We start from the raw sequence: 15,397 nt of genomic DNA on the forward strand, positions 1-15,397 counted from the left end.
ATGACGGTAGACGACGCCAACCACGCCAACACGGTCGGAAGTTCCTGGCGGAGGGTGCTGAGCCTGCTGGAGCAAGACGATCGAGTCACACCGAGGCAACGCGGTTTCGTCATCCTCGCCCAGGCGCAGGGCCTGATCGGTTCCACCTTGTTGGTGGCCGTCCCCAACGAACTGACCCGCGAGGTCCTCCAGACCCAGGTCAAGGACGCCCTCGATGACGCCCTTCGCAACGTCTTCTCCGACGACATCCGCTGCGCCATCGACGTCGACACGGATTTGGTGCCGATCCATGAAGAGCCGGCACCCGCCGTCGAACTCTCTTCCGAAAACGACTTGTCCGCAGAGCCGAAGCCGCAGCCCACTCCGCCAAGCACGTCGCACGAATTCGGCCGCCTCAACCCGAAGTACGTCTTTGACACCTTCGTGATCGGTTCCTCCAACCGGTTCGCCCATGCCGCTGCGGTAGCAGTGGCCGAAGCTCCCGCCAAGGCGTACAACCCGCTGTTCATCTACGGCGACTCGGGACTCGGCAAGACGCACCTTTTGCACGCGATCGGACACTATGCACGCCGGCTTTACAGCGGGATCCGCGTCCGGTACGTGAATTCCGAGGAGTTCACCAACGACTTCATCAACTCGATCCGCGACGACGAAGGTGCGAGCTTCAAGACCACCTACCGGAACGTCGATGTGCTCTTGATCGACGACATCCAGTTCCTGGCAGGCAAGGACCGGACGCTCGAGGAGTTCTTCCACACCTTCAATGCGCTGCACAACAACAACAAGCAAGTTGTCATCACCTCGGACCTCCCGCCGAAGCAACTCGCGGGCTTCGAGGACCGCATGAAGTCCCGCTTCGAATGGGGCCTGCTGACGGACATCCAGCCGCCGGAACTCGAAACCCGTATCGCGATTCTCCGGAAGAAGGCCCAGAACGAAGGCCTGTCCGCCCCGGATGATGCGTTGGAGTACATCGCGTCCAAGATTTCAAGCAACATCCGCGAACTTGAAGGCGCCCTCATCCGCGTCACCGCTTTCGCGAGCCTCAACCGCCAACCGGTGGACGTGGCCCTCGCTGAAATGGTCCTGAAGGACTTGATCACCGACGACGGCGCCCAGGAAATCACGGCCGACCAGATCCTGAAGCAGACGGCCGAGTACTTCAAGCTCAGCATGGACGAGCTGTGCAGCAAGTCCCGTACCCGGACTTTGGTGACCGCCCGGCAAATCGCAATGTACCTGTGCCGGGAACTGACGGACATGTCCCTTCCGAAGATCGGACAGGAGCTCGGTGGCCGCGACCACACCACGGTGATCCACGCTGATCGCAAGATCCGCGAGCTGATGGCAGAACGCCGTGTGATTTACAACCAGGTCACCGAGTTGACCAACCGGATCAAACAACAGCAACGCGATTCCTGAACCGCTTCTCCATACCTTATTAACAGGCGCATGTGGATAAGCCTGTGGATACTTAAGGGGACAAGCGCGGTTAATGGGCTTAAAACCCTTAAGCCGTCTGTGGATCGTTAAAAACGGGCTTGGGGGTTATCCACGTCCACACCCTGTTTAAAACCCTTCCCACCCACACATCGTGAACAGGCCTTAACCGCGGAACCGCGCGGCGGGAGGCGGTTATCCACAGTTTCCACAGCAGTTATTAACACTACTAATCCCAAAAAATTGAAAGCCCTCAAATAACAATCTCCTTCCTCCCGCCCCACGATGCAGCCGCTAACTGCTTGGAACCCGGCCGGCAGCATTGCGGGGATGGGTTAATGCCCGAAGTTCCCGCTAAGCTGTCTGCAACGCGTCCATCCTCGGCGCTGTTTTGTAGTTCGTTCACAGCGGACCATGCAGCTCCCTCGTTCCGGACGCTCGATTTCGGGACTCCTGGGGAGTTCCCGGTGAAGCACTGGCAGCAGCAATGAAAGGCGGAACCCTTCCGTGAAGTTCAGAGTCGAGCGGGACGTCCTGGCAGAAGCCGTCACGTGGACAGCCCGGTCCTTGTCTCCGCGGCCGCCCGTTCCGGTCCTCTCAGGCCTCTTGCTCAAGGCGGAAGCCGGAACCGTAAGCCTTTCGAGCTTCGACTACGAGACCTCTGCGCGCCTCGAAATTCCCGCGGACATCACCACCGAGGGAACAATCCTGGTCTCCGGGCGCCTTCTTGCCGATATCTGCCGAAGCCTGCCCTCGGCTCCCGTGGAAATCGAAACAGACGGAAGCAAAGTCACGCTCACGTGCCGTCGAAGCAGCTTCCACTTGGCAACCATGCCCGAAACCGAATACCCACCGCTTCCCGCGCTCCCCACCGTCAGTGGAACTTTGCCAGGCGATTCCTTCGCCAAAGCCGTCTCGCAAGTCATCATCGCGGCAAGCAAGGACGACACCTTGCCGATCCTCACGGGCGTCCGCATGGAGATCGAGGACGACGTCATCACGCTCCTGGCAACGGACCGTTACCGGCTCGCCATGAGGGAAGTGCCCTGGAAGCCGGTCAATCCGGGAATTTCCACCAGCGCACTGGTCAAGTCCAAGACCCTCAACGAAGTAGCCAAGACCCTTGGCGGCAGCGGGGACATCCAACTGGCCCTGGCCGACGATGACAGCCGCTTGATCGGTTTCGAGAGCGGCGGCCGCACCACCACCTCGCTCTTGGTCGATGGCGATTACCCCAAGATCCGCTCCCTGTTCCCGGATTCCACGCCCATCCACGCAACTGTGCAGACCCAGGAACTCGTTGAGGCTGTTCGTCGTGTATCCCTCGTGGCGGAACGGAACACTCCCGTCCGCTTGGCATTCACCCAAGGCCAATTGAACCTCGACGCCGGTACAGGCGAAGACGCCCAGGCCTCCGAAGAACTCGAAGCCCAGCTCAGTGGCGAAGACATCACGGTCGCGTTCAACCCGCACTACTTGATCGAGGGCTTGAGCGTCATAGAGACCAAGTTCGTGCGCTTTTCCTTCACCACGGCACCCAAGCCGGCGATGATCACCGCCCAGGCAGAAGCCGACGGCGAAGACCAGGACGACTACCGCTACCTCGTGATGCCCGTACGCTTGCCCAACTAGCAACTAGTCGGGTCACCACCACACCACCAACGCAGAAAAGAGTTCACACTGTGCACATCGGACTGATCGGCCTTGGAAAAATGGGTTTCAACATGCGCGAACGCATGCGGAACGGCGGAATCGAAGTCACCGGCTTTGACCGCAACCCGGACGTCGCCGACGTCACGTCCATCGACGAACTCGTCGCGGCGCTTCCTGCTCCGCGGTTGGTCTGGGTCATGGTTCCGTCCGGCGAAATCACGGACGGCGTGATCAACGAACTCGGTGAAAAGCTTTCCCCCGGAGACATGGTGATCGACGGCGGCAACTCCCGTTTCACCGAGGACCAGAAGCACGCAGCCTTCCTTGATTCCAAGGGCATCCGGTTCGCTGATTGCGGTGTTTCCGGTGGTGTTTGGGGTTTGCAGAACGGCTACGGACTCATGGCGGGCGGTTCCGAAGAAGACATCGAGCTCGCCATGCCGGTCTTCGATGCCCTCCGTCCAGAAGGTGAACGCGCCGATAGCTTCGTCCATGTTGGCGGTGTCGGGGCCGGACATTACGCCAAAATGGTGCACAACGGGATCGAATACGGACTCATGCAGGCCTACGCCGAAGGCTACGAACTGCTGGCTGCCAAGGACATCATCCAGGATCTTCCCGGCACCTTCCGCGCGTGGCAGAAGGGCACGGTTGTGCGTTCCTGGCTGTTGGACCTCATGGTCAAAGCCTTGGACGAAGACCCTGGCCTGGCTTCCATTGGCGACTACGTCGAGGACTCCGGCGAGGGCCGTTGGACCGTGGAAGAAGCCATCGCCAACGCGGTTCCCGCGCCGGCCATCACTGCTGCGCTCTTCGCCCGTTTCTCGTCCCGCGAGGACAGCTCCCCGGCCATGAAGATGGTGTCCGCGTTGCGCAACCAGTTTGGCGGACACGCCACCCGTCCTGCCGGCTAGGCCCAGGGCAACCAGCAGCACGCGTGTACCTCGAACACCTTTCACTGACCGACTTCCGAAGCTACGCTCAGGTTGACCTGAAGCTGGGTCCTGGTGTCACGGTCTTGGTGGGATCCAACGGCATCGGCAAGACCAACCTGATGGAAGCCATCGGGTACCTGGCCACTTTGAGCTCCCATCGCGTCAGCACGGACGCTCCGCTCCTGCGTTTCGGAACGGAGCGTGCGATGATTCGGGCGAAGCTGGTCCGCGGCGAACAATCGACGGTAATCGAACTCGAAATCAATGCGGGGCGCGCCAATCGCGGCCGAATCAACCGCGGAAATCCGGTGCGGGCCCGCGACATCCTGGGCATCTGCCACACAGTGCTTTTCGCACCTGAAGACCTGGCGCTGGTCAAAGGCGATCCGTCCAACCGGCGGCGATTCCTCGACGAGCTCCTGGTCAGCCTGATGCCGATGCACGCCGCTACGCGAAGCGATTACGATCGCGTCCTCAAACAGCGCAATGCCTTGCTGAAATCCGCCCGGACCGGGAAATTCACCTCGGCCCACGAGGCAACCCTTGACGTCTGGGACCAGCACATGGCCCGCGCCGGCGCGGAACTCCTGCACGCCAGGCTCGAGCTTGTGGAACGGCTCCGCCCGCACCTCAAGAACGCCTATGCCCAGCTGACGGACGGGTCCAAGGACGCCGGCGCCATCTACCGTTCCACGATCCAGGGCGTCCTGGACGACGACGGCGGTCCCGCCGAGCGCACCGCTGCTGTTCCGGACGGGGCTGAGGACCTCCGCGCACTTTCCGTCGAGCAACTCACCGAGCGCTACGTCCAAGCGTTCGCAGCCGCCCGTCGCAAGGAACTGGAACGCGGCATTTCCCTGGTGGGGCCTCATCGCGACGAACTTGAACTGGTCTTGGGGCAAGCCCCCGCCAAGGGCTACGCCTCGCACGGCGAAACCTGGTCAATGTGCTTGTCCCTCCGCCTTGCTTCGTACTACGTCATGCTTGATGACACCCGGACCGGGGGTTCTGCCCCCATCCTGATCCTCGACGACGTCTTCGCCGAACTGGACGTACAGCGCAGGCGTAAACTGGCTGCGATAGTGGCCGGTGCCGAACAGGTACTGGTGACGGCCGCCGTCGACGCCGACATTCCCGAGGAACTGGCCGGCCGGCGGGTGAAGGTTGTGCCTGGAGGCATTGATGGAGAAGGATAGCCCCGGCGGACTCCAGCCGGGGAGGGATCCCGACGAGATCGACGCTGCGCAATCGGCGCTCAACCGAATGCGCGAAGCCGCGGCCGCGCGCGGCGAAATACGCCGCGCCGCACCCAAAACCGGTGGTGCCCCCAAACGGCAAGGCATCCGGGATACCCGTGGATTCAGCCAATTCCATGGCAATGGCCGCGATCCCCTCGGTTTGGGAAAAGTAGTCGGCCGGCTGGTTGCCGAACGGGGCTGGACGTCTCCGGTCGCCGTCGGGTCCGTCATGGCGGAATGGGACGCCTTGGTCGGCCCGGAAATCTCCGCCCACTGCACGCCGGAGAGCTTTACCGACACAACGCTCCACGTTCGCTGCGATTCCACCGCGTGGGCAACACAGTTGCGCCTCTTGAGCTCGAGCCTCCTGGACCTGTTCCGCCGGGAACTTGGCGAAGGCGTTGTGACTACTATCCAGGTGCTCGCGCCAGCGGCGCCGAGCTGGCGGAAAGGCAACCGCAGCGTCAATGGACGAGGCCCCCGCGATACCTACGGGTAGCGTCCCGAAGGCAGCAAGGAACCGCTTCGAATCCGGTTTCCGCAAATGGCGCGCAGGCGCGAGAAACCTCCCCAAGCCGTATAGCTCCCCAGCGGGTGCTCTTTGGATGGCTTGAAGATGGGGCCAGCGGCCTCCTACGGGCACTTTCCTTCCAGAATGGGACGGGTTTTGCAAGTATCTGCGATTTGTCACGATAGAATCGGCATAGACAACTGGGCGCCGGTGAACATCGATTGGTTCCGCTGACAAGGAAGGTAGAAGCGGTTCAGCCAGTCGCGAAGTAGACGGCGTTAGCAGTGACGTCCCTGTTGGCGGCTGCCGTATCCCTGTGGTGTGCGTCGACGGGCGCGCTCCTCGGTGTGCGGCGACGGCCGGCAACCATCGAGTACAGAGGAGTCGAAAGCGCCTGTGGCCAACGACAATGCAGAGACCTTGGCAGTAGATCCAGCGAACGGGAACGCCCACAAGGCGAATACGCCCGCGGAGGCCAGGGAATACGGGGCCAGCGACATCACAGTCCTTGAGGGCCTCGAAGCTGTGCGCAAGCGCCCCGGTATGTACATCGGATCCACCGGTCCGCGCGGCCTCCACCACTTGGTGTACGAGGTTGTGGACAACTCGGTGGACGAGGCACTTGCCGGTTACTGCAGCCACATTGAAGTTACCCTGCAGGCCGACGGCGGCGTGAAGGTGGTGGACGACGGCCGCGGCATTCCGGTTGACCTCCACCCGACTGAGAAGAAGCCCACCGTAGAGGTGGTCATGACCATCCTGCATGCCGGCGGCAAGTTCGGCGGCGGCGGGTACGCAGTTTCCGGTGGCCTCCACGGCGTGGGTATTTCCGTGGTCAACGCGTTGTCCCGTCGCGTACTTACCGAAGTGCGCCGGCAAGGGCACGTCTGGCGCATGTCCTTCGCGGACGGCGGCAAGCCGCAAGGGGAACTCGTCCAGGGCGAAGCAACGGATGAGACCGGAACGTCCCAGACTTTCTACCCGGATCCCACTATCTTCGAGACGACCGTGTTCGATTTCGAAACGCTGCGGGCACGCTTCCAGCAGATGGCCTTCCTCAACAAGGGCCTGCGCATCACCCTCACGGACGAGCGTCCCGTGGCAAGCAAGGACGACGACCTCGACCTCGACGCTGTTGCCACTGAGGGAGAAATCGCGGCCGAACACCGGACTGTCGTGTACCAGTACAACGACGGCCTCCTGGACTACGTGAAGTACCTGAACTCGAACAAGAAGGTCGAAGTCGTCCACGAGGACGTCATCGCGTTCGAAACCGAAGATACTGGCCGGAACATGGCAGTCGAGATCGCCATGCAATGGACCACTGCCTATTCGGAAAGCGTCCACACTTACGCGAACACGATCAACACCCATGAGGGTGGTACCCACGAAGAGGGCTTCCGCGCGGCCATGACGTCGCTCATCAACCGCTATGCGCGTGAGAAGACCATCATCAAGGAAAAGGACGACAACCTTACCGGTGACGATATCCGTGAGGGCCTGACGGCGGTCATTTCCGTCAAGTTGTCCGAGCCCCAGTTCGAGGGCCAGACCAAGACGAAGCTTGGCAACTCGGAAGTCCGGGGATTCGTTCAGCGCGTAGTGACCGACCAGCTGGGCGACTGGCTGGAACGCAATCCTGGGCCGGCCCGGGACGTCATTCGCAAGGCCGTCCAGGCATCACAGGCCCGGATGGCTGCCCGCAAGGCACGCGACAACGCCCGTCGCAAGAGCCCGCTTGAATCCTTCGGCATGCCGGGCAAGTTGTCCGACTGCTCGTCTAAAGATCCGTCGCGTTGCGAGGTCTACCTGGTGGAGGGTGACTCCGCAGGTGGCTCTGCCAAGCGTGGGCGCAATCCTGAAACCCAGGCCATCCTGCCCTTGCGCGGCAAGATCCTGAATGTGGAGCGTGCCCGGCTGGACAAGGCCCTCGGCAACAATGAAGTCCAGTCCATGATTACGGCGTTCGGCACGGGCATCGGCGAGGACTTCGACATCTCCAAGCTGCGGTACCACAAGATCGTGCTCATGGCCGATGCCGACGTCGATGGCCAGCACATCACCACGCTGCTCATGACGTTGCTGTTCCGCTACATGCGTCCGCTGATCGAAAACGGCTACGTCTACTTGGCGCAGCCCCCGCTGTACCGCATCAAGTGGTCCAACGCGGCGCACGACTACGTGTACAGCGACCGCGAACGCGACGAAACCATTACCAGGGGCGCCGCGATGAACAAGCGGCTCCCCAAGGACAACGGCATCCAGCGCTACAAGGGCCTTGGCGAAATGGACTACACCGAACTCTGGGACACCACCATGGACCCGGACCGCCGCACGCTGTTGCAGGTCACCATGGACGACGCCCTCGCGGCCGACCAGACCTTCTCCGTGCTGATGGGCGAGGACGTCGAATCCCGCCGGAACTTCATTCAGCAGAACGCCAAGGACGTCAGATTCCTCGATATCTAGGGCTTATCAGCCGCTAAATATTCTTTATCTGACATATACCTGAAACGGAAAACATAGAATTATGAGTGACGAAACACCTGAGGTTCCTGCTGATTCTGCCGGCCCTGTGGAGCCGATCCTTGAAGGCGACGTGCTGGTTGACCGCGTTGAACAGGTGGACCTCCAGACCGAAATGCAGCGGTCCTACTTGGACTACGCCATGGCCGTCATCGTCGGACGCGCACTTCCGGACGTCCGGGACGGCCTGAAGCCGGTCCACCGCCGCGTGCTGTACGCGATGTTCGACGGCGGGTACCGCCCGGACCGCGCCTTCAACAAGTGCGCGCGCGTCGTAGGCGACGTCATGGGTACGTACCACCCGCACGGCGACATGGCGATCTACGATGCTCTCGTCCGCCTCATCCAGGACTGGACCATGCGCTACCCCCTGGCGCTTGGCCAAGGAAACTTCGGCTCACCGGGTAACGACGGTGCGGCAGCCCCCCGTTACACGGAAACCAAGATGGCCCAACTGGCCATGGAAATGGTCCGCGACATCGACGAGGAAACCGTCGACTTCCAGGACAACTACGACGGCAAGAACCAGGAACCCACAATCCTGCCGGCGCGTTTCCCCAACCTGCTTGTCAACGGTTCCTCGGGTATCGCCGTCGGTATGGCCACGAACATTCCACCGCACAACCTCCGCGAGGTGGCCGACGGCGTCCAGTGGGCGCTGGACAACCCGACCGCCACCCGCGAAGAGCTCCTTGAGGCCCTCCTTGTGCGAATCAAGGGACCGGACTTTCCCACGGGAGCCACGATCCTCGGCCACAAGGGAATCGAGGACGCGTACCGCACAGGCCGCGGTTCCATCACGATGCGCGCGGTGGTCAACGTGGAAGAACTCCAGGGCCGTACCTGCCTGGTGGTCACGGAACTTCCTTACCAAGCCAACCCGGACAACCTGGCCATCAAGATCGCCGAGCTCGTCAAGGACGGCAAGATCCAGGGCATCGCCGACCTCCGCGACGAAACTTCGGGCCGTACGGGCCAGCGGCTCGTGATCGTCCTCAAGCGCGACGCCGTGGCCAAGGTTGTGCTGAACAACCTGTACAAGCACACGCAGCTGCAGGAAAATTTCGCAGCCAACATGCTGGCGATCGTCGACGGCGTTCCCCGAACCTTGACGTTGGATGCGTTCATCCGCCACTGGGTAGCGCACCAGATGGACGTCATTGCGCGCCGCACGCGTTACCGCTTGCGCAAGGCCGAGGAAGAAGCGCACATCCTGCGTGCCCTCCTGAAGGCCTTGGACATGCTGGACGAAGTCATTGCCCTCATCCGCGCCTCCAACACCACCGAGGCCGCCCGTGACGGCCTGATGCAACTGCTGGAGATCGACGAACTCCAGGCCCGGGCCATCCTGGATATGCAACTCCGACGCCTGGCCGCGTTGGAACGGCAGAAGATCCAGGACCGGCACGCTGAGTTGGAAGCCATGATTGCCGAATACAACGCGATCCTGGGCTCTGAACAGCGCCAGCGGGAAATCATCAGCCAGGAACTGGCCGAAATCGTCGCCAAGCACGGCGACGACCGCCGTACCCACATCCTGATGGGCTTCGACGGCGACATGTCCGTCGAGGACCTCATTCCCGAAGAAGAAGTGGTGGTCACGATCACCCGCGGCGGCTACGTCAAGCGCACCCGCAGCGACAACTACCGTTCGCAGCAGCGTGGCGGCAAGGGCGTCAAGGGCGCGCAACTGCGCGGCGATGACGTCGTGGAGCACTTCTTCGTCACCACCACCCACCATTGGTTGCTGTTCTTCACCAACCTTGGCCGCGTGTACCGGGCGAAGGCGTACGAACTCACTGAAGCGGGCCGTGACGCGAAGGGCCAGCACGTCGCGAACCTGCTGGCGTTCCAGCCCGACGAGCACATTGCCCAGGTTCTTGACCTGCGTGACTACGAGCAAGCTCCGTACTTGGTGCTTGCAACGAAGAGCGGCCTGGTCAAGAAGACGCGACTGGAAGATTACGACACCAACCGAACCGCCGGCGTGATCGCTATCAACCTTCGCGACGAGGACGAGCTCGTCTCGGCGCAGTTGGTGTCCGAAACAGACGATCTCCTCCTTGTGTCCCGGAAGGGCCAGTCCATTCGCTTTACCGCAACCGATGAGGCGCTCCGCCCGATGGGGCGCGCCACCTCCGGCGTGACCGGCATGAAGTTCCGTGAAGACGACGAACTTCTCGCGGCCGACGTCGTCCAGGACGGCTCCTTCGTGTTCGTGGTGACCGAAGGCGGCTACGCCAAGCGCACCGCCGTCGAGGAGTACCGGCTCCAAGGCCGCGGCGGGCTCGGCATCAAGGTAGCCAAGCTGGCGGAAGAGCGCGGCGACCTTGTTGGCGCGCTGATCGTCAACGAAGAGGATGAGGTCCTGGTGGTCATGGAGGGCGGCAAGATTGTCCGTTCCGCGGTGGCCGGGGTCCCGGCCAAGGGCCGCGACACCATGGGGGTCATTTTCGCGAAGCCGGACAAGAACGACCGGATCATCGAGGTTGCGCGCAATAGCGAACGAGGCCTCGATAACGAGGATTCCGACGGCGAACACGGCGACGCAACAGGTCACCCTTCAGGTGACCACAGCGCCGTCAATAGTGTCGAAAATCCCCTTGGAGACACGTCGGGGTCGGTCGATGACGTAACGTTGGCTGCAAACGACGGCGCCGATGCGGCGACCGAAACGGCTGAATCGGAGTCAGCCGCGGGATCCGGCAACGGGTCCGGCGTCGAGCTTAATGAAGACAACACCGGAGGTAACGAGTGAGCAATTCGGACTCATATCCCAAGCCGAGCACGGGCGTCCCCGGAGGACTCCGGCAGCCTTCGGCCAGCCCGCGGGTAGGCGCGCCTGCTCGTCCGCAACAGCGGCCCGCAGGGTCCACCCCTGGAGCAACCGGAACCGGTGCTGAACGGACTCCCGGACAGCGTCCCGCGGTTCCCGGGCAGCGCCCGGCCGGCCCGGGCGCCCAGCGTCCGGTCCAGGGTCAGCAACGGCCCGTAGCGGCAGGACAACGCCCTATGCAGGGCCAGCAGCGTCCCGCGCCCGGGACGCCCGGGACGCCCGGGACGCCCGGGCTCGTGAAGCCGGCGCCGAAGGCGAAAGTCCGCCGCGCCCGTCTTCTGGTAAGCAAGGTTGATCCTTGGTCGGTGTTGAAGATGGCGTTCCTGCTGTCAGTTGCCTTGGGCATCGTGACCGTGATCGCCGCGATCGTTCTTTGGACCGTCCTGGACCTCACCGGCATCTTCAACCAGGTGGACTCCCTCCTGGGCACCTTGGCCGGCTCGGAAAGCGGCGGCTTCGAGCTCAAGAAGGTTGCTTCCTTGGGCCAGGTGGCATCATTCGCCACCATCATCTCTGTAGTGAACGTGGTGCTGTTGACCGCACTCTCCATGCTGAGCGCCGTGCTCTATAACATTTCGGCAACGCTCGTTGGCGGCATCGGAGTGACCCTCACCGACGACTAGCCCAAAAGGCCGAAAATCGGGGCAAACTGCTGGGAAACAAAGGCCGAAATACCTCGATTTGAGATCGGGCCGGGATGTGCTGTAGAGTCATGTCTCGGCCCGAAGAGGTATCGGGGCGTATAGCTCAGGCGGTTAGAGCGCTTCGCTGATAACGAAGAGGTCCCAGGTTCAAGTCCTGGTACGCCCACGGAACCTGCACAGGTTTTGCTCAAGATTCAGGTAACTGAATCGGAACGGGGTGCATGTGAAGAAGTTGCTCGTAGTCGCAGCGGCAGTCGCAGGCGTCTTGCTCTACAAAAAGGTGCAGGAATCCGAAGCCCGGAAAACAGTCTGGAGCAAGGCAACCGATACGGTTGACTAGCTAAAGCGCCCGGCCCGGAGATGGTAAAGCCATCAACGGAACTGGGGTAGTATGGATGGGTTGCTTCTTATGGGGGCATGGCGCAATTGGTAGCGCACCTGCTTTGCAAGCAGGGGGTTCGGGGTTCGAGTCCCCGTGCCTCCACCATAAGGAAGAGTCCTGGTCAGTAATGACCGGGACTCTTTGCTTTAAGTCACGTGGCTAAGGTTGGAATGTGAACTTCATTGTTGCTGCTTTGGGCGTGCTCGGCGTCGCATCATCCGGACCCCTCATCGCGGCAACTCTGGGCGCAACGTCCGTCACGGCGCTTGCCATCGCCTTTTGGCGCAACGCCATCGCCGCCGCCGTGATGGCATCACCGGTCCTCATCCGGGAACCGCGGCAGTTTCGCAAAATCACCCGCTACGAGTTCACCTGGTCGGCTATTGCGGCCGTAGCGCTGGCCTTCCACTTCGCGTGCTTCATCACGGCGCTGAGCCTGACCTCTGTGGCAGCAGCTACCGCGTTGGTGTGCCTGCAATCGGCATGGATAGCCGTGTTCCAGCTCTTCCGCGGGACGAAACACCGCTGGCCTGTCTTGTTGGGACTGGGCATCGCGCTGGGCGGCGTGGCGGCGATTACGGGCTTCGACATGGGCACTTCTCCGCAAGCCCTGCTTGGCGACATCCTTGCCATCGTTGGCGGTGCATTGGCAGGGCTGTACACCTTGGCCGGAGGCAAAGCCCGCCAAAGCATGGGCGTCGGCACGTACACCACGATTTGCTACGGGATTTGCGCCGCCATTGTTGCCGTTTTGGCCCTTGCTGGCGGCCAGCCGCTCACAGGGTTCGACGCCGGAGGCTGGCTGGGGATCGCTGCCATCACCGTATGCGCGCAACTCGTGGGGCATACGGCCTTCAACCACCTGCTGGCCACCATGAGTCCCTTGCTTGTTTCGATGATCATCCTGCTCGAGATTCCAGGTGCCGCCCTTCTTGCCGGCGTATTCCTCCACCAGACGCTGCCTGCCGGGACGTACGTGGGCCTTGCGCTCATCCTGGGCGGGCTCGCCGTCGTCGTCATTGGCCAGCGGCGCGGCAAGGCCGCCGGGAGCGGCGAGGGTTCGATCGCCGAGTTGGGAACCGACTGAGGACTACCGACTGAGGGCTGCTAAACGGGGGGCCTACTGGCCGCCGCGGCGGGCGCCTTGGCTCGAGTTGGCCGTGTGGAACGCCCTGAGCAGCTTGGCGGGGAAGTAGACGGAGAAGAACACCACCATGGGGGCCTTCAGCGCCATCTTCTTGACGTTGTGCGCCTTGTAGGTCCGATCGAACCGGGTGACGTAGTACCGGTAGTCCCGCGGCGAGTCTTCGAGGCGGCGGGCCGACATCCCGGAAACCATCTGCGGCCAGTACTGGACCCTGAGGTCGTGGTCCGCGAGGTGCAGGGACAAATCGATGTCCTCGTGCATCTCATCCTTTTCGTCCAAGCACGCTTCGTCGCGGATGGTTTCCCAAGCGGAGCGTCGAAGAGCCATGTTGGAGCCGAACAGGAAATGGTACTGGTGCTTTGCCAGGCGAAGCATCAGTTGCCGCATCTTGTCGTCCGCTTTGAGGCCGAATCGACGCATGGGCATGTCGTAGTAAACCACCGGGCCCGTCGCCGCCTGCACGGAGGGGTCGGAGAATGCCTTCTGGACCTGCTCGACCCAGTCCGGCTCAAGGACGGAGTCTGCGTCGATGCGTCCCAGGACGTCTGAGGTGGCACTGTTGAGGCCGAAGTTCCTTGTGGGGATGAGCCCCTGCGCCAAATCCTGCTTGAGCAGGATGATGGGGCTCTCCGGGTACTCCAGCTGCATCTGCTGGACGATCTGCGCAGTGTGGTCCGTGGACATGTTGTCCACAACGATGATTTCGTCCGCAGGTACCGATTGGTAGATGGCAGCGATGAGGCACTGCCGCATGACGCTTTCCTCGTTGAACGCCGGGATGACGATCGAAACGCTGGGCTTCAGGGGTGCGACAGTTGCGCTGGCTACATCTACGGAAGATCTATCGGCTAGCATCACGGACAAATCTAGCATCCGGCTTGGGTCCCCCAAGGAAGCCGCCGGTAACGTGCGGCCAAACATTTGAAGGGATCCCGGCGAACCGGAATCCCTTCAACATTGTTTCAACGACTTTCGCGGAGGTCCTAGCCCTGTGGGTTTTCGTCCTTCGGGGCGTCGTTGTGGTTTTCGTCCTTGTGCAGGCTCGCGGCGATGTTCTTCACGGCCGTCTTGGCATCCGTGGCCACTTTGGCCGCCGATTCGCCGGCGTCCTCGGCTACGTGCTTCGCCTTGTCAGCTGCGTCCTGCGCCGCGTCCGCTACCTTCACGGCGACGTCGTCGGCTTTGTCGGCAACAACCTCGGCGGTTTCCTTCACGGCTGCAGCGGCCTTTTGCGCGCCTTCAGCAGCCGTCGACGGCGTCACGGGAGACGGTGTCTTCCAGGGATCCTCCACCGGGCGGCTGGCTTTCCACGCCGCAATTCCGGCGGCAGTTGCTGCTGCGATAACCGTGAAGATCAGCAAGCCGCGCTTCTTCGGCTTTTGCGGCTTGGCGAGTTCCTTCGAGACGGCCTTGGTGGCTTCGCTAGCCGCGGCTTTCAGTTGCGCGCCCGTTGCTTGTGCTTGCTCCTGCACGGTGTGCACTACTCCCGAGTCCACCAGTTTCTGCGCAACGGCATCAACCTGGGCAGGTGCGTTTTCGAGAGCCTGGTGGACCGCGACGGACGCTTGACCGAGTTGCTCGGAAAGTTTCGGAAGATATTCCTCAACTACTTTGTCCCGGGCGTGTCCAAGCGCCGGCGTTGCCTTGTTGAGCGCTTCCTGGATCCTAGGCGAGGCATCTTCGACGGCGTCGTGGATCTTCGGTGCGAGGTTGGCGATCCCTTCCTGAAGCCGCGGAGTCACTGTAGCGACGCCGTCGGCAAGGTTGGAGGCAGCCGACTTCAGGCCTTCCTGGAGCTTCGGAGAAGCGGTATCGATGCCGTGCTGGATTCGGGGAACAGCCCAGCTCACTGCTGCTTCGACGCGCGGCGTCGCCCAGTCTTTGGCATTCTCGACACCGCTCACTACGGTGTGTTCAAGTTCGCGGGCAATCCGGTCCGTTTTCTTCACAACTACCTCCCGATCAACATGCTCGTTTGTTGTTAGCCTACGTCGCTTGACCGGCACCGGCTATTCATCCAGAGGATTCGGGGAAGATTTCACCGATCGCGGAACCGCTGTTCCGGCCGCCTTCCCCGCTGGCCTT

The 15,397-nt window shown here is 62.0% G+C and carries 12 protein-coding genes and 2 tRNA genes; 12 read left to right on the top strand and 2 right to left on the bottom strand.

What is annotated here, in order from left to right; all coding sequences use genetic code 11:
* From dnaA to ABCW42_RS00060, 12 genes are all read left to right on the top strand, one after another.
* Complete coding sequence (dnaA, locus tag ABCW42_RS00005) at nt 1-1,422, top strand: chromosomal replication initiator protein DnaA (RefSeq protein ID WP_423182958.1); 1,422 nt, start codon at nt 1-3, stop codon at nt 1,420-1,422.
* Between the two features lie 525 nt (nt 1,423-1,947).
* Nucleotides 1,948-3,072: a DNA polymerase III subunit beta gene (dnaN, locus tag ABCW42_RS00010; RefSeq protein WP_423182959.1), complete on the top strand. Its 1,125-nt coding sequence runs from the start codon at nt 1,948-1,950 to the stop codon at nt 3,070-3,072.
* A 50-nt stretch (nt 3,073-3,122) separates the two neighbouring features.
* Nucleotides 3,123-4,007, top strand: coding sequence for a phosphogluconate dehydrogenase (NAD(+)-dependent, decarboxylating) (gene gnd, locus ABCW42_RS00015; RefSeq protein WP_423182960.1), 885 nt, complete (start codon nt 3,123-3,125; stop codon nt 4,005-4,007).
* Nucleotides 4,008-4,030: 23 nt separating this feature from the next.
* A complete protein-coding gene (recF, locus tag ABCW42_RS00020; RefSeq protein WP_423182961.1) occupies nt 4,031-5,224 on the top strand; it encodes a DNA replication/repair protein RecF in 1,194 nt (397 codons plus the stop codon).
* The gene (locus ABCW42_RS00025; RefSeq protein ID WP_423182962.1) at nt 5,211-5,765 is read left to right on the top strand and encodes a DUF721 domain-containing protein; all 555 of its coding nucleotides are present in this window, start codon (nt 5,211-5,213) and stop codon (nt 5,763-5,765) included. The genes recF and ABCW42_RS00025 overlap by 14 nt, the downstream gene beginning before the upstream one ends.
* A 408-nt stretch (nt 5,766-6,173) precedes the next feature.
* Nucleotides 6,174-8,246: a DNA topoisomerase (ATP-hydrolyzing) subunit B gene (gyrB, locus tag ABCW42_RS00030; protein WP_423182963.1), complete on the top strand. Its 2,073-nt coding sequence runs from the start codon at nt 6,174-6,176 to the stop codon at nt 8,244-8,246.
* A gap of 61 nt (nt 8,247-8,307) precedes the next feature.
* Nucleotides 8,308-11,061: a DNA gyrase subunit A gene (gene gyrA, locus ABCW42_RS00035; protein WP_423182964.1), complete on the top strand. Its 2,754-nt coding sequence runs from the start codon at nt 8,308-8,310 to the stop codon at nt 11,059-11,061.
* On the top strand, nt 11,058-11,762 hold the full coding sequence (locus ABCW42_RS00040) for a DUF3566 domain-containing protein (RefSeq protein ID WP_423182965.1): 705 nt from the start codon (nt 11,058-11,060) through the stop codon (nt 11,760-11,762). The genes gyrA and ABCW42_RS00040 overlap by 4 nt, the downstream gene beginning before the upstream one ends.
* Nucleotides 11,763-11,875: 113 nt before the next feature.
* Nucleotides 11,876-11,949: transfer RNA gene (locus tag ABCW42_RS00045), tRNA-Ile, on the top strand.
* Between the two features lie 57 nt (nt 11,950-12,006).
* Nucleotides 12,007-12,123, top strand: a complete 117-nt coding sequence (locus ABCW42_RS00050) for a DLW-39 family protein (RefSeq protein WP_215279579.1) — start codon at nt 12,007-12,009, stop codon at nt 12,121-12,123.
* A 71-nt stretch (nt 12,124-12,194) separates the two neighbouring features.
* A tRNA-Ala gene (locus ABCW42_RS00055) sits at nt 12,195-12,270 on the top strand.
* A gap of 67 nt (nt 12,271-12,337) precedes the next feature.
* Nucleotides 12,338-13,252 (top strand): DMT family transporter, encoded by a 915-nt coding sequence (locus tag ABCW42_RS00060; RefSeq protein WP_423182966.1) that lies wholly within the window; start codon nt 12,338-12,340, stop codon nt 13,250-13,252.
* Nucleotides 13,253-13,285: 33 nt separating this feature from the next.
* On the opposite strand, the gene ABCW42_RS00065 is transcribed toward ABCW42_RS00060, so the two are convergent.
* Both ABCW42_RS00065 and ABCW42_RS00070 read right to left on the bottom strand, forming a co-directional pair.
* Nucleotides 13,286-14,167, bottom strand: a complete 882-nt coding sequence (locus ABCW42_RS00065; protein WP_423184965.1) for a glycosyltransferase — start codon at nt 14,165-14,167, stop codon at nt 13,286-13,288.
* A gap of 128 nt (nt 14,168-14,295) precedes the next feature.
* Nucleotides 14,296-15,261 carry a hypothetical protein gene (locus ABCW42_RS00070; RefSeq protein WP_423182967.1) on the bottom strand — a complete coding sequence of 322 codons (966 nt, stop codon included), beginning with the start codon at nt 15,259-15,261 and terminating at the stop codon, nt 14,296-14,298.
* Nucleotides 15,262-15,397 lie beyond the last annotated feature (136 nt).

The sequence above is a fragment of the Arthrobacter sp. NyZ413 genome (assembly GCF_049390645.1).
Taxonomy (GTDB): domain Bacteria; phylum Actinomycetota; class Actinomycetes; order Actinomycetales; family Micrococcaceae; genus Arthrobacter.